General features: G+C 50.8%; 21 protein-coding genes. 20 read left to right on the forward strand and 1 reads right to left on the reverse strand.

Going from position 1 to position 16,692, the window contains the following annotated elements; all coding sequences use genetic code 11:
• The first annotated feature begins 39 nt into the window (after nt 1-39).
• The 7 genes from rpsU to JOD24_RS01535 all read left to right on the forward strand — a co-directional run bounded on the left by rpsU (nt 40) and on the right by JOD24_RS01535 (nt 4,401).
• On the forward strand, nt 40-210 hold the full coding sequence (gene rpsU, locus JOD24_RS01505) for a 30S ribosomal protein S21 (protein WP_040387298.1): 171 nt from the start codon (nt 40-42) through the stop codon (nt 208-210).
• 20 nt (nt 211-230) lie between these two features.
• Entirely contained in the window at nt 231-674 is a 444-nt protein-coding gene (locus JOD24_RS01510; RefSeq protein WP_380162560.1) for a GatB/YqeY domain-containing protein, read from the forward strand.
• 102 nt (nt 675-776) lie between these two features.
• Entirely contained in the window at nt 777-2,135 is a 1,359-nt protein-coding gene (locus JOD24_RS01515; protein ID WP_380162561.1) for an NfeD family protein, read from the forward strand.
• A gap of 15 nt (nt 2,136-2,150) precedes the next feature.
• Nucleotides 2,151-3,128, forward strand: coding sequence for a flotillin-like protein FloA (floA, locus tag JOD24_RS01520; RefSeq protein WP_380162562.1), 978 nt, complete (start codon nt 2,151-2,153; stop codon nt 3,126-3,128).
• A gap of 40 nt (nt 3,129-3,168) precedes the next feature.
• Nucleotides 3,169-3,588, forward strand: coding sequence for a hypothetical protein (locus tag JOD24_RS01525; RefSeq protein WP_380162563.1), 420 nt, complete (start codon nt 3,169-3,171; stop codon nt 3,586-3,588).
• A gap of 119 nt (nt 3,589-3,707) precedes the next feature.
• Nucleotides 3,708-3,884 carry a hypothetical protein gene (locus tag JOD24_RS01530; RefSeq protein ID WP_380162564.1) on the forward strand — a complete coding sequence of 59 codons (177 nt, stop codon included), beginning with the start codon at nt 3,708-3,710 and terminating at the stop codon, nt 3,882-3,884.
• A gap of 46 nt (nt 3,885-3,930) precedes the next feature.
• Nucleotides 3,931-4,401 carry a hypothetical protein gene (locus tag JOD24_RS01535; RefSeq protein ID WP_429246183.1) on the forward strand — a complete coding sequence of 157 codons (471 nt, stop codon included), beginning with the start codon at nt 3,931-3,933 and terminating at the stop codon, nt 4,399-4,401.
• Here JOD24_RS01535 and JOD24_RS01540 read toward each other — a convergent pair.
• Entirely contained in the window at nt 4,310-4,624 is a 315-nt protein-coding gene (locus JOD24_RS01540; protein WP_380162642.1) for a transposase, read from the reverse strand. The genes JOD24_RS01535 and JOD24_RS01540 overlap by 92 nt on opposite strands.
• A 1,239-nt stretch (nt 4,625-5,863) precedes the next feature.
• Here JOD24_RS01540 and JOD24_RS01545 point away from each other — a divergent pair.
• The 13 genes from JOD24_RS01545 (at nt 5,864) to recO (ending at nt 16,504) form a co-directional block, all read left to right on the forward strand.
• Nucleotides 5,864-6,634, forward strand: a complete 771-nt coding sequence (locus JOD24_RS01545; protein ID WP_380162566.1) for an SDR family NAD(P)-dependent oxidoreductase — start codon at nt 5,864-5,866, stop codon at nt 6,632-6,634.
• 689 nt (nt 6,635-7,323) lie between these two features.
• Nucleotides 7,324-7,521: an alpha/beta-type small acid-soluble spore protein gene (locus JOD24_RS01550; RefSeq protein WP_380162567.1), complete on the forward strand. Its 198-nt coding sequence runs from the start codon at nt 7,324-7,326 to the stop codon at nt 7,519-7,521.
• A gap of 187 nt (nt 7,522-7,708) precedes the next feature.
• Entirely contained in the window at nt 7,709-7,987 is a 279-nt protein-coding gene (gene yqfC, locus JOD24_RS01555) for a sporulation protein YqfC (protein WP_380162568.1), read from the forward strand.
• Between the two features lie 14 nt (nt 7,988-8,001).
• Nucleotides 8,002-9,213 (forward strand): sporulation protein YqfD, encoded by a 1,212-nt coding sequence (gene yqfD / locus JOD24_RS01560; RefSeq protein WP_380162569.1) that lies wholly within the window; start codon nt 8,002-8,004, stop codon nt 9,211-9,213.
• Nucleotides 9,214-9,219: 6 nt separating this feature from the next.
• Entirely contained in the window at nt 9,220-10,179 is a 960-nt protein-coding gene (locus JOD24_RS01565; protein ID WP_380162570.1) for a PhoH family protein, read from the forward strand.
• A gap of 26 nt (nt 10,180-10,205) precedes the next feature.
• On the forward strand, nt 10,206-12,347 hold the full coding sequence (locus tag JOD24_RS01570) for an HD family phosphohydrolase (protein ID WP_429246184.1): 2,142 nt from the start codon (nt 10,206-10,208) through the stop codon (nt 12,345-12,347).
• Entirely contained in the window at nt 12,344-12,811 is a 468-nt protein-coding gene (gene ybeY, locus JOD24_RS01575) for an rRNA maturation RNase YbeY (protein ID WP_429246185.1), read from the forward strand. Before JOD24_RS01570 ends, ybeY begins: the two co-directional genes overlap by 4 nt.
• Before the next feature lie 6 nt (nt 12,812-12,817).
• Nucleotides 12,818-13,507, forward strand: coding sequence for a diacylglycerol kinase family protein (locus JOD24_RS01580; RefSeq protein WP_380162573.1), 690 nt, complete (start codon nt 12,818-12,820; stop codon nt 13,505-13,507).
• Between the two features lie 23 nt (nt 13,508-13,530).
• On the forward strand, nt 13,531-14,232 hold the full coding sequence (locus JOD24_RS01585; protein ID WP_380162574.1) for a DUF502 domain-containing protein: 702 nt from the start codon (nt 13,531-13,533) through the stop codon (nt 14,230-14,232).
• Nucleotides 14,210-14,620: a cytidine deaminase gene (locus JOD24_RS01590; protein WP_380162575.1), complete on the forward strand. Its 411-nt coding sequence runs from the start codon at nt 14,210-14,212 to the stop codon at nt 14,618-14,620. Before JOD24_RS01585 ends, JOD24_RS01590 begins: the two co-directional genes overlap by 23 nt.
• Nucleotides 14,601-15,503 carry a GTPase Era gene (era, locus tag JOD24_RS01595; RefSeq protein WP_380162576.1) on the forward strand — a complete coding sequence of 301 codons (903 nt, stop codon included), beginning with the start codon at nt 14,601-14,603 and terminating at the stop codon, nt 15,501-15,503. Before JOD24_RS01590 ends, era begins: the two co-directional genes overlap by 20 nt.
• Before the next feature lie 98 nt (nt 15,504-15,601).
• Entirely contained in the window at nt 15,602-15,739 is a 138-nt protein-coding gene (locus JOD24_RS01600) for a YqzL family protein (RefSeq protein WP_380162577.1), read from the forward strand.
• Nucleotides 15,740-15,751: 12 nt separating this feature from the next.
• The gene (gene recO, locus JOD24_RS01605) at nt 15,752-16,504 is read left to right on the forward strand and encodes a DNA repair protein RecO (protein ID WP_380162578.1); all 753 of its coding nucleotides are present in this window, start codon (nt 15,752-15,754) and stop codon (nt 16,502-16,504) included.
• The last annotated feature ends 188 nt before the right edge of the window (nt 16,505-16,692 follow it).

The following is a 16,692-nucleotide window of genomic DNA, read 5'->3' on the forward strand; positions in this document are numbered from 1 at the left end:
CACGGGTGAATCATTACACCCGCGGAGGGAGGGATAACCATGGCGGAAGTTCACGTTCGTAAAAACGAATCGCTGGACAAAGCGTTGCGCCGCTTCAAGAAGTCCATCGCTAAAGACGGGACGATGCGGGAACTGAAGAAGCGCAAGTTCTATGAAAAGCCCAGCGTCAAACGGAAAAAGAAGTCTGACGCTGCCCGGAAACGGAAATAATTCAGTGAGGTGCAGGTCTGGTGAACCTGATGGAGCAGTTGAATCAAGATATGAAAACTGCGATGAAAAACAAAGACAAGACCGCCCTGACTATCATTCGGATGGTTCGATCATCCATCAAGAACCGGGAGATCGAGCTGAAGCATCCTCTGACTGAAGAGGAAGTCCTGGACGTCGTGACCAAAGAGTTGAAACAGCAGAAGGACTCCCTTCAGGAGTTTGAACAGGCGGGACGGGAAGATCTTGCCCAAAAAGCAAGGGATGAGATCGCGGTTTTGGAAAAATACATGCCTGAGCAGCTGACAGAAGCAGAACTGAAGAAGATCGTTCAAGAAGCGATCGCCTCCACCGGTGCTGTCTCCAAAGCCGACATGGGAAAAGTGATGAAAGCAGTCATGCCCCAGGTGAAGGGACGTGCCGATGGCAAGTGGGTCAACCGGCTGGTTCAGGAAGGACTGCAGTAAAACACAGCGGTTTTCACGCTGTGTTTTTTCCATGTTCAGGGTTAAAATAAAAATGTGAAACTTTTACCTGACTAAACCGTAGATATGGATGGGGGGGAAAGGATGGAACAGATGAGTCGGGCGGGGTTGCTCCTTTTGCTCTGTTTTATCACCCTCACTACGGTGATCCCAGTAGTAGAAGCCGATTCAGATCCGAGTCATAGCCAGGCGGTGTATTGGATTCCCTTGGATCAAGAAGTGGAACAGGGGCTGGCCCGGTTCCTCGAGCGAGGGTTCCAGGAGGCAGATGAGGCGGGGGCAGAGGCGATCATTCTCGAGATGGATACCCTCGGGGGGGATGTGGAAGCTGCTTTGGAGATTGGAAAGCTACTCCGTTCATCCGACATCCCGGTAACGGTATACATCAAAGGGGAGGCGATTTCCGCTGGTTCTTACATCGCCTTGAATGCGGATCAGATCTTGATGACCCCGGGAAGTGCGATGGGAGCGGCGGAGCCTCGGACCCTCACGGGAGAGAAGGCAGATCCCAAAGCGGTGTCCTTCTGGGCTTCCAATATGCGTGCAGCGGCGGAAGCCCAGGGCAGGGATCCTGAGATTGCCGCCGGCATGGTGGATCGGAATCTGGAGATCAAAGGGTTGAAGAAAAAAGGGGAACTGGTCAGCCTCTCCGCCAACCAGGCTGTTCAATGGAAGATGGCGGATCAGATGGTGAAGGGAGATGCGGAGGTACTCCGTTTTGTTGATGCTTCTTCATCGGATGTTGTTCGGGTGGATCAGACCTGGAGTGAAAAATTGGCGAGATTCGTTACAAGCCCCTATGTGATTCCGGTCTTGTTCTTGATAGGCTTGGCCGGTCTGGCCATTGAAATTTTTACCCCTGGATTTGGCCTGCCCGGCTTGATCGGGCTCAGCGCCTTTGGCCTCTATTTCTTCGGTCACTATCTAGCTGGACTGGCCGGAGTAGAAAACTTTGTCCTGTTTGCTGCGGGTCTCATTCTCTTATTGATTGAAATTTTTGTTCCTGGGTTCGGTATCTTTGGTATCCTTGGCTTAGTGTCCCTAGCCGTGGCGGTCGTGACCGCTGCCGCCGATCTGGTATTCGGTTTGGCGACTCTCGTGATTGTCTTGCTGTTGACGGTGGTGGGGGTGATCATCGCGATCCGTCATTTTGGTCTCAGGGGAGGCTTGAAACGACTCGTCCTCCACTCGGTCCAGGAGAATGCTACAGGATATGTGACCCAACCGGGATACCGGGAGTTGATGGGCAAACAAGGAAAAGCGCTCAGCCCCCTTCGTCCCTCGGGAACCGCAGCCATCGAAGGATCACGGGTAGACGTAGTGAGTGAAGGAGGATTCATCCCGCCACACACGCCGGTGAAAGTGGTGGATGTTGAGGGACATCGCGTGGTGGTGCGGGTGCTTTCTGAGTCAGAAAAGGGGACGGAGCCCGAGTCCCGATAATCAGTTCTAAGGAGGATGTTCATGGAGTTAATAGGGATCTTGTTTATTGCAGTGATCGCCATTGTTGCTCTTTCGATCCTGTTCACCTTTGTACCGGTGATGTTGTGGATTTCCGCGATGGCGTCAGGGGTTTATGTGGGACTCACCACCCTGATTGGGATGCGTCTGCGGCGTATTGTCCCTTCTCGGATTGTCAACCCGCTAATCAAGGCGCGTAAGGCTGGGCTGGATGTCACCATTGAGATGCTGGAAACTCACTACCTAGCCGGTGGGAATGTGGACCGCGTCGTCGACGCTCTGATCGCTGCCCAACGGGCGGATATCGACCTGATGTTTGAACGGGCTGCTGCCATCGATCTGGCTGGCCGGGATGTGCTGGAAGCCGTTCAGATGAGCGTCAACCCGAAAGTGATTGAGACTCCGGTGGTGTCCGCCGTCGCTAAAGACGGAATCGAAGTAAAAGTAATCGCCCGAGTGACCGTGCGGGCTAATATCGATCGTCTCGTCGGGGGTGCTGGTGAAGAGACGATCATCGCCCGGGTGGGTGAGGGGATCGTCACTACCAACGGTTCCGCCAACAGTCACAAAGAGGTGCTGGAAAACCCCGATTTGATCTCCAACACTGTATTGGAGAAGGGATTGGATGCCGGTACCGCCTTCGAGATTTTGTCCATCGATATCGCCGATGTGGATGTGGGTAAAAACATCGGGGCTACACTGCAAACCGACCAAGCGGAAGCCGACAAGAAAATCGCTCAGGCAAAAGCTGAAGAACGGCGGGCGATGGCCGTGGCTGAAGAGCAAGAGATGAGCGCCCGGGTCGAAGAGATGCGTGCCAAAGTGGTGGAAGCGGAGGCAGAAGTGCCGATGGCAATGGCTGAAGCGCTCCGAAGCGGAAAACTGGGTGTGATGGACTATTACAATCTACAGAACATCGCAGCTGACACAGATATGCGCAAGTCCATTTCCAAAGGGGACGAGGAAGAGAATTGATCGGTCGCCATTGGGGTGATCACCGGGAGGAGGTGTTCTGATGGAGCTTTTGGAGATCCTGTTTTCCAATGGAATTGTGACCGTCCTGTTGATCTACTTGGTCTTGGCTGGGCTGTCACGTCTGTTTCGGCGAGGAGGCGACAAAGGCGAGGAGGCCCGTCGCTCACCTGAGTCTCCGACCTCTCCAGATGAACCTCGGAAGCGGAAGCAACAGATGGAAAAGGGACCTTCTATCATCGAAGCCAAGGAGCGACTCATTCCAGAGGAGAAGAGTGGCACTCCCACGATCCGGATAGAATCGGATCCACCGATACCCGTCAAAAAGAAAACCGTCCCATCCCACCCGCTCATCTCTGATATCAATCAGAGAAGTATGAAGCAGGCGATCATCATGAAAGAAGTTTTGGATGGCCCGCGGTTCCGCCGTGGGGGAAACAGACGAGGTCCTCTCGGCAGATAACTTGATCGAGCCCTTTCCCGAAGGAAAGGGCTTTTTTGTGCTTTTTATGAATGCTCCCTCTCACGGCAGGTGTTTTTTGCATAGACTGATCCCGTACAATTTGGAGAGGGGGGAGAGGATTGTATCCCTATTTTCAACAACATTTTCAGCGGAGTATGCAGACACCGATGCCTGCCCAGACACAAATGCTTCCGGAAGCGGTCAAACAGATGATGGCTGAACACCTCCGGTTGATGAAAGAGATCAACCGGAAAGTAGGCCTGATTGAAGAACAGTTGCGCCGGGAAAAGGGTTAGAGGGCATTACAACAATAAACCCGCCTGAGTCTGGAATGAACTGCTTTTGAGCAAAAAAGGGTATTTTTTCACAGTGCTGTTGATTAACCACAAAATGGATGATGGGAACGAAATGATCCTTTCGCTCTCCCATTGCCTCATCGTAAAATATCGCTTGTGGGGACAGGGATGGTGGGACGGCTACGATCTCTTGCAAAGAACGCAAAGGCTCTTCACCGTCCCACCATCCCGACCTGATTTCCAACCTAAAATATGGCTCATCAACACGCCTGATTTTTTCACAACCTCCCGAGGAGGCACTCGATTACCAATTATCAGAAATATGGTTGTTCCGGATTTAGATCAAAATCGCTGTAACAGCGCGAGAAAATACAAGGAGGAGGAAATAAATAAGAGGTACGAAGGCATCATAACAAGCCTGTCGATTAGCCATAAAGATGATGGGATGCTCGTAACAAATCGAACAAGGAAAGCACCCATTCCGGGTGAAGTTGAAAGTTCCATAGATCACGCATGAAATCCAGCATGGAAACAGATTGGAAGCGACGGGGTTTCTTCCAGTTATAAAACATATGAAGCAAAACATAGGCAATACAGGAACCAAACAGTTGGTCATAAACCGCATTCTCCGTCGTCCAAAACAGAGTCGAGACATTCAGGTGTTGCTTAAGCCAACAAGGAAAAACCTCCACTTGCCAGCGGGAATGGTACAGATCGGCAATCACCTCGGATCTACACAGATCAGATTCGTCACGATGTGGATGGCCTTTCCTTGATCATTGTGAAAGGAAACGATCCGAGACGGACGGGAGATCCCTTGAAGAGTGGCCGCGATGTCCTGAAATACAGGGGACGTTGGGGTGAGTCAAGGGTTGTACGTGAGTGATTTTCATATTTTTGCGTAAACGCACAACAAAGAAGACCCGCTGGTCATCCCTCTTTTCTAACCGTTTGCCATGAATGTATCTTCGATCTTGAACCACCACGTGGTGGGGCTCTTGCAACAGGGCTTGGGCCGCAGAGAATCGTGTATCCGGGCCGTGGAAGCCTCTGCTTGTAACAGGGATGGATCCGCTGTATTGAGCCGGACGTGTAACTTCACCCCCACTTAATCTCTTCGAAAATAAGCCCAAGGGAGTCGCCCCTTTCTGACCGTGATCGTAGTAGAATCGAGGGCTTCAATGGGAAACGGAATCGAAAGGGTCGCTGAATGAGGGTACGGAGGACCTCTTGCATCATCTCAAAAGGTACTTCTCTCGCTTTCTTCGCCAAGGTGGAATGATCCACTGAAGGAAGTCCGGTGCAGATTGGAAGTTGTTTTTAGCTATACCGGAATCCTGTCCATTGTCCGATGGCAGCCGCGACCCACAAGTCATAGGAGGAAAATTTACGTGCGGCATCCTGGTATTCATTAACCCGGGCCAACTCGGCCCATTCATCACAGCTATAGAGGGATTGCAGAAGATCGAAAAGTAGGGTATTCTGCTTCAAATATTTGGCTAATCGACAGCGCTGATGTAAGGCAATTCTTTATCGGTTAATAAGGTTCTCGTAAGACTAAAAGCGAATCACCACCCATGGGTGGCACCGACTTATTGAAACGGAAGAATTGAGACACATAAAGTGTCGATGATTAAACCGAATTGGATTAGTTGGAACGCCGTATGAGGTGAAAGTCTCATGTACGGTGTGAACGAGGGGGAAAAGGGGGCGATAATGTCAAACCCTTACCTATTCTTATGAATAACTTTAAAATAAAACTTTACCGAAGCTGTTTGCCGAAAAATAATGATTATATTATGAATTTTTAAAATGTTTGACAGACCTTACGATAAAGAGGGAGAATAGAAATAGATACAAAAGGCTAGTCTTACTAAGGAAGGCATGCCTAAACTAAAGGGTAAGGCAGTGTGGCGCAAGAATCAGAGAAGCTATGGGTTCCTGAAATGGAGACGAAGTTGCCAATTGGGAGGTTTATTATGGGACAATTAGATGGAAAAGTAGCTGTGATTACCGGTGGAAGTGGTGGCATTGGGAAGGAAACGGCCAAGCGATTTTTAAAAGAAGGGGCAAAGGTTTCACTCGTTGATGTGAACGAGGAGGCTCTTAACGAAGCAAAATCGGAACTTGAATCCTTTGGTGAGGTAGTGGCAATCAAAGCCGACGTTTCCAACGAATCAGATGTAAAAAACTATGTACAAAAGACGTTGGATCAATTCGGTACGATCGATGTGTTCTTCAATAACGCAGGGATTGAAGGTAAAGTAGCTCCCATCACGGAACAAAAGGTGGAGGACTTTGACCAGGTCCTTAACGTAAATGTTCGAGGCGTGTTCCTAGGGTTAAAACATGTTTTACCTGTCATGATGAATAACAAAAACGGAAGCATTATCAACACTTCTTCTGTGGCCGGCCTCGCTGGATCCCCGGGTGTTGCACCTTACGTCACATCCAAACACGGCGTTGTGGGGCTTACAAAAGTTGCTGCTCTCGAGGCGGCCTCAACTAATGTTCGAGTCAATTCTATTCACCCGGCTCCAGTAAACACAAGAATGATGCGCTCCCTTGAAAAAGGCTTTAATCCGGAAAATGCTGAAGCTGCCAAGGAGGAACAGACGGCTTCCATTCCATTAAATCGGTATGGTGAAACGGAGGATATTACTAACCTCGTGTTATTCTTGGCTTCCGATGAAAGCAAGTTTATCACCGGCGGTCAATATCGTGTCGATGGTGGTATGGGTGCAAGTTAGGATGCAGTGTGAAACAATGACAGCCGTGAACCTGCATGATGGCAGGGGTCCACGGCTGTTTTTGTTTGTAAAAAAAGTTGTAGGTTATAGTTAGACTATTTTGATCTCCCCTAATATCCCAGCGATCTGTATTTTTTACTGATGCCGAATGCTTTGCCGATATCGGCAAGCACCTCATCTTCATAATCAAAAAGATAATAACTTTGCTGAATATGACTACAGGACGCCTGTCGATAATTTAAAGGCTCTACACCATTAGTGCTTGATTTCCCGAACTTGTTTGCTACTAGCAAAACAGTCTAGAATGGATGTCGGCGCTTTACTTGATGGTCGAAACAGCCGTCAAACCAGGCGTGTTGATTAACCAAAATAAGTATAATACTGACGAGTTCGTCGAAGGGAATCAAACAATAGAAGAACCCCATTCAGCAGGTGTGGCTACCGTCAGTTTTTCCCCTTGCCTGATGGTCAGATGCGGAGAGGATAGTCAACGCTCCTTTGTTGGATGGCATCGAATCGTGGTAGCACAGGATCTCGTCACTTGAAATAGGGCTGATCCACACGCCCACCTGTGATAAAACCACATCCTGCCGAGCAGTCCTTCTTGGTTCCACTTTCCTTGGAAACAAGTATGCCTCATGCTTTCCTCCATTCCAAACAGACTAGGACTTATAAGGAGGTGAGCATGAATGGGGCGCACCCGTAGTAGCAACCGACTGTTGGTACCTGGCTCGGCTGCCGTGTTGCAACAGTACAAAGAAGAGATCGCCTCGGAATTTGGTGTTCAGCTGGGGGAATCGACCTCAGCTCGGGCCAATGGTTCTGTGGGAGGAGAGATCACGAAACGATTGGTCAGTCAAGCCCAACAGCAACAATCAGGCGAATAATCGGAAAAAGGAATCATCCAGAGTGATCCTTGATGATGCGGTTGAAAGCCGCATCGTTTTTTTATGAGGACGTACACGACAAGTGCGGATCTCTCATAAACTTCATCGACTCCATTTTTTTCGGACTTGTCTCATATTCTTGATTCGGCGGGCATATGGCTATTTTAGAAGATGGAGGGCATGTGCCATGGGGAAACTGGGCAGCAAGATGAAGAGAGTGGCTGCAGATTGGCTGGATTTACCCCGGGATGTGGCGGGGAATCTGCCGCGGGTGACCTGGGTCGGGCCCTATCGAGTTCACGTGGAAAACCATCAAGGCGTGGAACATTTCAGTGAGGAGGAGCTGCGGATGCGAACTCAGAAGGGATTGTTGGCCATCCGCGGCAAAAAGTTGGTCATCCATGCGATTTACTCAGACGAAGTATGGGTAGAGGGGGAAATCTCAGAGGTGAAGTATCTGGGCTGAAGGGGAGTGGACCTTTGCAACGAAAAATTCAATGGCCGCAAAAAATCCAGGGAAGCCTGCGTGTGGAGTTGACAGGTCCGGCTCTTACAAACTTCATCAATAATGCGCTGAACCAAGGAATTCAGATCAGCCAGATTACTTGGGTTTCCCAAGATTGCATCCGGTTAACCCTCCCTGTAGGGGATTACTTTCAGTTGAAACCCATTTTAAAGAGAACCGGAACCAAATCACGGATACTTGAAAAAAAAGGGCCTCCTTTTTGGTGGATGCGCCTGCGCAGAAGACAATTTTTCTTGTGGGGATTTCTTCTGTTCATCCTGCTGATTTTTTCTTTGACTTCAATAATCTGGTCTGTGGAAGTGGAAGGAAACGAGACAGTACCCTCCAAAGAAATCATTGCAATCCTACAAGAAGAAGGGGTATTCATCGGACAGTTGAAAAGCCGGGTGCCTTCCCATGAGGAAATGCAATACCGTTTGCAATCCCGACTGCCTCAAGTATCCTGGGTGGGATTCCGAATGGAAGGGACCCGGGTGGTGGTCACCGTCGTGGAAAAAAAACGGGTGGATGAGGAGGAAGGAAAGGGGGAACGAGGACCGATCCAGCTCGTAGCCCGACGGAACGCTATGATTTACGATATGAATGTGGAACGGGGCCGACCAGTAGTGGAAGTGAATGAATCGGTGAAAAAGGGGCAACTACTGGTCTCCGGTTGGTACGGAAATCCGGAGGAACCTGATTCGGGCAAACTGGTGGGAGCCAAAGGAAAAGTGATGGGAGAAGTCTGGTATGACTCCACAGTGACGGTTCCCTTGCAGCAAAAACGAAAAGTGTATACTGGAAACCGAGAGAAGGCCTGGTATCCATACGTTGGCTCCCGAATGATCCGCATCCCCTTTTTGTTCCCGGAATCATTCCAAAGTTATGAAACCATCCAGACCACTCATGCTCTTCAAATCCGCAATTGGCGTCTTCCCTTCGGGTGGGTGGAAGAAGAGCGCTTGGAGATGAAATGGGTTCGGAAAAAACTGGGCGTCAAACAGGCGGTCGCACTTGGAAAAGAACGAGCACGAGAGGATCTCATAACAAAAATGGGAGAGGATGGGCGGATTTTAGGGGAAAAAATTTTGCACCCCCGCGTGGTTGATGGTAAAGTGATTATAACGATACACTATGATGTAGTGGAGAACATTGCTGTTTCACAACCGATATTGCAAGGGGATTGAAGCCATTTGCAACAACAGGAGAAAACCATCAAAATCCGGTTGCAGGATGCGAATGAAGCACTAGAACTGTTCGGGCCGCAGGATGGATTTTTGCGGATGATTCAGGACCAGACTCCGGCCAAGATCATTTCCCGCGGGGAAGAGGTGGCGATCTCCGGCTCCCCTGAGGAGCTGGAAGTGTTGGGCCACCTGTTTCGCGTGCTATTAACATTGGTGCGCCGCGGGATCAAATTGACGGAGCGGGACCTGATCTACGCAGAGCGCTTGGCCCGTGATGGACTGGCTGATGAACTTTTGGAACTCTATGACGAACAGATCGGAGTGACTTACAAAGGAAAGCCGGTCCGGGTCAAAACCTTGGGCCAACGTCACTACATCACCGCGATTCAAAAGTCGGATATCGTGTTTGGCATTGGCCCCGCCGGTACCGGAAAAACCTTTTTGGCGGTGGTGTTGGCGGTTACCGCTTTGAAATCCAATCAGGTCAAGCGGATTGTTTTGACCCGCCCCGCTGTAGAAGCCGGGGAAAATCTGGGATTTCTGCCCGGCGATCTTCAGGAAAAGGTAGATCCATACCTGCGTCCGTTGTATGACAGTCTCTATACCATGCTCGGGGTGGAGCAGGTGGGCAAACTGATGGAACGGGGCCTGATTGAGGTGGCTCCGCTGGCGTACATGCGGGGGAGAACCTTGGAGGATTCCTTTGTCATCCTAGATGAAGCTCAAAACAGCACCCATGAGCAGATGAAGATGTTCCTCACCCGGTTGGGTTTTGGATCCAAAATGGTGGTGACCGGCGATGTGACCCAGGTGGACCTTCCCAAGGGGAAGCAATCCGGACTGAGGGAAGCGGAGCGGGTTCTGAAGCCAGTGGAAGAAATTCAGTTTGTCCGTTTGACCCAATCGGATGTGGTCCGTCATACACTGGTTCAGAAGGTGATCGATGCCTACGCCGAAACAGAATGATCATTCGACGATGAGGAGTCGATCCTATGGCGAACGAAGAGAAAAAGCCAAAGTCCGGATTTACTCTTCTAAAACGCTTCCGTCTGTCGGAGCGTTGGAAGACGAGTCGGCGAATCCGGCTTTTGCTGTATTTAGGCTTAGGTGCCTTTTGCTACCTTCTGTTGATGGGACAGGTTCTCCCACAACAGTATAATGATATTTCCCCCGGGAAGGTGGCCAAGGAGTCCATCGTCTCCCCGGTGACGAAGGTGGATCAGGAAGCGACTGAGAAAGTGCGGGAAAAAGCGGCTCAATCCGTGGGAAAACAATACCGAGTCGATGAACAGTTGGCGGATCGGCAAGTCAAAAGGTTGGAAACGATTTTCAATGAGGTACAAAAGCAACTCTCCGAGAAGGGCAAGAGTGACAAGGAGAAAATCGCCAACCTCAAAGACGTGCTTCCTTACGGTTTGTCCGAGGAATTTTATCAAAGGTTGGTCCAAGTCAAAGACGGCGAATGGACGGAGATGAGAATCCTCAGCCGGGAAATGGTGCAGGAGGTCCTGGCCGACGGGGTTCGCAAAAATGAACTGGAAAAAGAGAGGGACCGGGTGGATCGAGGTTTGGTCACCTCCTCTTTGGGCAGTCCGGCCCGTTACGTCGTGCGCGAATTGACCCGACAGATGATCATCCCCAATGAAATTTATGATAAAAATCGGACCGAAAAACTGAAGGATGTAGCTCGAGAGAGTGTGGAGCCGATTCCGATCCGAAAAGGAGACGTCATTGTCGCCGCTGGCGATGTGGTGACGAAGGATCAGTATCGGAAATTGGAGGAGCTCGGTTTTTTGGGAAGGTATACCGATCCGGTCCCCTATCTCGGCTTGGCTCTGCTGATCGCGGTGATCCTGGGATTACTCGCTTTTTTCGTCCGCTGGTTCCGTCCAGATGTATATCGTGACAATGTGAAGACCACGATGCTTTTATCGGTGTTTCTGCTGACCATGCTGGGGATGAAGATGATCAGCTTGGGGCAGAATCTGGAATGGAGTACGGTAGGTTATATGGCCCCGGCGGCCCTGGGGACGATGCTGATCGCCCTCCTGATGGATTTAAAGTTGGCCTTGTGGTGTGCCATCCTGTTCGGGGTGTTCTCGGGGATGTATTTTAACGAAGGCAGCCATGTTCTGTTTGACTTCCGCTACGGTTTGGTCTCTTTTGTGAGCGGTGCAGTCGGCGCCTTTGCTTTATCCGGAGTTCGGGGACGTCTTTCCATCTTTCGCGCCGGGCTTTTTTCATCAGGAGCCAGTGTTCTTACCATCACAGCATTGTATGCCCTGGTTCCGGTGGATGGAGATGGATGGATTCTGCTTCAGTCCCTCGGATTTGGAGCGGCCAGCGGAATTTTTTCCGCGGTGTTGACGATTGGATTTTTACAACACTTTGAAACGGTTTTTGATATGCTATCTCCCTTACGGCTGTTGGAGTTGTCCAATCCCAACCATCCGTTATTGCGTAAATTGCTGATTGAGACGCCGGGGACTTATCATCACTCGGTGATTGTGGGCAATCTGGCGGAAGCCGCTGCGGAAGCGGTCGGGGCCAATGGTCTGCTCTGTCGGGTGGGTGCTTATTATCATGATGTGGGGAAGACTAAACGACCCCAGTTTTTCATCGAAAACCAGATGGCGGAGAATCCCCATGATAAAATATCTCCCAACCTGAGTAAGAGCATCATCATCTCTCATGCCAAGGATGGCTGTGAGATGCTCCGGGAGCATAATATTCCCACGCCGATCTGTGATATTGCCGCCCAACACCACGGGACTACCCTGATCAAATATTTCTATCACAAGGCACGGGAACAGAGTGATGGAGCTCAAGTGTTGGAGGCGGACTACCGGTATCCCGGTCCCAAGGCTCAGTTTAAGGAGGCGGCCATTGTAGGCATCGCCGATTGTGTGGAAGCGGCGGTTCGCTCGCTGGCCCGGCCCAGTCCGGAACGGGTGGAGAACATGGTGCGAAAGATTATCCAAGATCGGCTGGAAGACGGCCAATTTGATGAATGTGATCTGACATTTAAGGAATTGGATCTGATTGCTCGTTCCATCTGTGAAACCCTGCAGGGGATTTTTCACTCCCGAATTGAGTATCCGGAGGATCAAGGAAAAGGGGTGAAGCCGGCATGAATTTGCGTGTAGAATTCGTGGTTCGCCCCCATCTCACCGAAGTGCGATGGTTGCCTTGGGTGGAGCGTTGTCTCATGCAGGCGGCTGAAATGGAACAGACGCCGCCTGCCGAGGTGGCGGTGACGATTGTGGATCATGAGGAGATACACCGTCTGAACCGGGAGTTCCGACAGGTGGATCGGCCGACGGATGTACTTTCTTTTCCCCAGTGGGAACCGGGGGAAGCTTGGGAATCCCCGGAAGGGGAACCCCTTCCTCTCGGAGATATTGTCATCTCGCTTCCCCAGGCGAAAGAACAAGCTGAAGAGTATGGTCACTCATTGGAACGGGAACTGGGCTTCCTGGCGGTACACGGTTTTTTGCACCTGCTCGGATATGATCACGGCACAGATGAAGAAGAAGAGGAGATGTTTTCCCGACAGGAGGCCATCCTGTCCCGCGTCGGATTGACAAGGCAGGGGTGATTTAAGATGCGGAAGTCCTCATTGTTGGCCAGTTTCCGCTACGCCCTGGAAGGTCTCAAATACACCCTCATCACCCAGCAAAACATGCGGATTCATTTTCTGGTGGCTCTCGGTGTGCTGTTGTTCAGTTTGTGGCTTCCCCTCACCAAAGTGGAGGTGCTGCTTCTCTTTGTTTGCATCCTGCTGGTGATCGTCGCCGAATTGTTTAACACAGCTGTCGAAGCGGTAATCGATCTGGTAACCCGAGATTTCCATCCCCTGGCCAAGGTGGCGAAGGATGTAGCGGCGGGAGCCGTGCTTCTGTCTGCGGGAATGGCGGTGGTGGTCGGGCTCAGCATCTTCTATCCCTACTTGGATATCTTCTCTCTCCATTCCTTGGAGCGAGCTTCCCACCCTCTCAACATTGGGTTGGCGGCCTTGATCGTGTTTGATTTTTTCCTCACTCTTTCTTTGAAAGGGGTTTTGATCCGGAGTGACAAGCCGGAATGGGAGCCTAGCATGACCATGTCACTGGCCAGTTTGATTGCGGTTTCTCTGATCATGATGACAGCGAACTGGCTGGTGATCATTCTGGTGTTGTTGTTGTACTTCCTGCTCCTGGGCACTCGATTACGGATGAAAACCCGGAAGCAGGCGGTCTTTCTGGGAGTGATTCTAGGGGTGGTCATCGCTGTTGCCGGTTTTTTTCTGATGTGAGTTGAAAGGAGAGGTCCAATCGGATGTGGAAACGGATCCGTACATATCTCATCCTGGGAGTGATTGCCCTTCTCCCCACAGTGGCAACACTCTACATTTTGAAACTTATTTTTGCAATTATCGATCCGACTTTAGGAGTGGCGACGGCGAAGCTTCTCCAGTGGTTGGGAGTGGTACAGTTTCCGTTGGTGATCTGGGGGATTCGCTTTCAAACCCACATTCCTGGGGTGGGCACTCTGCTCACGCTGGGAATTCTCGTTTTAATCGGGATGTTGGCCCGCAGTTTGATTGGAAGACAGATGCTCCGTTTTACGGAGTTTTTTTTCTCACGGATCCCTCTGGCACGGAACATTTATTCGACGGTTCAACAGATCACAAATACTTTCACCCATGATAAGGCGACTTTTAAGCAAGTGGTGATGGTGGAATACCCGCGAAAAGGGGTTTACACTCTCGGATTTTACACAGGGGAAGGGAACGGAGAGATCCAAAGAAAGAACCAGAAGCGGATGCTCAATATCTTCTTGCCGACCACACCCAATCCCACTTCGGGGTGGCTGGTGCTCGTTCCTTCTACAGAAGTGACCTTTTTGAACATGTCTGTGGAAGACGGGCTGAAATATATCATCTCTGGCGGAGTGGTTGTCCCCCCTGTCAGAGAAATCGATACTGTAAAGGGGTTTAGGAAGGAAGGGATTTCGGGTGAAGCGGGAGCAGTTGATTGAAGAAGCGAAAAAAGTACGGCAGCGGGCGTACGTGCCCTACTCTGGATTTCCAGTGGGGGCAGCGCTCTTAACGGAAGACGGAAGGGTCTTTTCTGGTTGCAATGTGGAAAATGTCTCTTTTGGCCTGACCAATTGCGCGGAACGGACCGCTTTTTTCAAGGCTGTATCTGAAGGGACGAGAAAATTTCAGGCTCTGGCGGTGGTAGGGGCTACCTCTAATCCCATCTCTCCTTGTGGTGCATGCCGGCAGGTGATGGCTGAATTTTGCTCCCCAGGGATGAAAGTATATCTTGCCAACTTGGATGGAGAAATTAAGCAAACGACCGTCGGCGAGCTGTTGCCCGGTGCTTTTGACAAGGAGGAACTCGATGAAGGAACCAACGTTTAAGTCCGGTTTTGTCACTTTGATCGGACGCCCTAACGTGGGGAAATCCACCCTGTTGAATCAGGTGTTGGGACAAAAGGTGGCCATCATGTCGGACAAACCCCAGACGACCCGGAATAAAATCCAGGGGGTGCATACAACCGAGACGGAGCAGATTATTTTTCTGGATACTCCGGGGATCCACAAACCCAAGTCGCGACTGGGCGACTGGATGGTGCAGACCGCTCGGGAAACCTTTGAAGAGGTGGACGTGATCCTGTTCCTGGTGGATGCTAAAGAGGGGATGGGATCTGGGGACCGGTTTATTATGGAACAGTTGAAAGCGGTGAAAACACCGGTCTTCCTCGTCGTCAACAAGATCGATCAGGTGCATCCCGACAGTCTCCTCCCCCTGATCGATGGGTATCGCCGAGTATTTTCATTTAAGGAAGTGGTGCCGGTCTCCGCACTTTATGGCAACAACACCGCCACTCTTCTCGACCTGATCCGCAGGGAGTTGCCTGAAGGACCCGCCTATTATCCCTCGGAGTATGTCACCGATCACCCGGAGCGATTTATCGTTGGGGAGTTGGTGCGGGAAAAGGTATTGCATCTGACCCGGGAAGAGGTCCCTCATTCGGTGGCCGTCGTAGTGGAGGAGATGAAAGAAGAGGAAGAAGGCCGGGTGTTTGTACGTGCCACGATTTACACCGAACGGCAATCCCAGAAGGGGATATTGATCGGAAAACAGGGTTCCATGCTGAAAGAGGTGGGCCGACGGGCCAGGGAAGAGATCCAACGTCTGCTGGGGAGCCGGGTTTACCTCGATCTGTGGGTCAAGGTGAAAAAAGACTGGCGCAACGAGGCGTTTCTGTTGCGGCAGTTCGGTTATCAGGATGAAGATTGACAGGTGGAAACAATATCTAGGAACTACCGTTCATACTCTCCTTTCTGGAGGTCATCCTAACCGTTAGCCAGACTCGTCGGCGGAAAGGATGAGACGGTTTGCGCAATTTTTCCTGGAATTGTTTTGCGGTGACCGGCAACATAGACGCGTATCTCCTGTACAAGGATACTGAAACCCTCGCCGAACGGAGAGATACAGACACTTTGCGGGAGAAGGAAAAAGAGAAAGAGAGTTGAGGGGAAGCATCGATGTTGGAGAAGCTGGAAGGGATCGTCATCCGGACGCGAGATTATGGGGAAAGCCATAAGGTGGTCATTCTGTTTACAAAGGAACAAGGAAAGTATGCAGTAATGGCCAGAGGGGCCAAAAAACCAAAAAGTCGGTTGGCGGCGGTTACCCAGCCCTTTACCTCAGGGGAATATCTCTGCTATGCTGGATCTGGGATGGCCACCTTATCCCAGGGAGATATTCTGGCGTCTCGTCACCTTCTTCGTTCCGACTTGCTTCGGGCTTCTTACGCTGCTTATTGGACTGAATTTCTGGATAAACTGAAGGAGGAAAAAGAACCGGACCCACCGATCTACATTTGGCTCGAGAGGGTGCTGGATCTGCTGGAAGAAGGGGTGGACCCCGAAATCCTGTCCCGAATCTTTGAGTTGAAAGTGTTGGAATCAGCCGGATACCGCCCTCGCTTACAGGGGTGTGTCTATTGTGGAGGGACAGATCTCCCTGTCAAATTTAGTGTTCGGCAGGGAGGTTTCCTCTGTCCCAACTGTTCCCTCCGGGATCCAGAAGCTCTATCCCTTTCTCCTGCCACTGCTCGAATTCTCAGAACCTTGGCTGGAATCTCGCCCTACCGGCTGGGGCAGATCCGGGTGAAAGAAGAGACCCGACGTCAACTGGAGCGAATCCTTCGCTCCTTTATCGACGAATACATCGATCTGCCTCTTCGCTCCCGGAGCTTTTTGGACCGTCTGAAGAAAGACGGATGGAGTGGGTGAGAATATTGACACAGCCGCATCGAATTTGATATAACTACACTATCCGGAAAACTATATTGGAAATGCGCGATGAGAGAAGGGAGTAGCCGGCCCATTTGTGACCCAGCGAGTCGGGGAGGGTGAAAGCCCGGCCACAAACCCGGTGAAAGGCGGTCTGGAGCGCAATCGGAATCGAGAGGACCGGTGGC

Origin of the sequence: Kroppenstedtia sanguinis (assembly GCF_050433445.1) — a bacterium.
In the GTDB taxonomy this organism is placed as follows: domain Bacteria; phylum Bacillota; class Bacilli; order Thermoactinomycetales; family DSM-45169; genus Kroppenstedtia; species Kroppenstedtia sanguinis.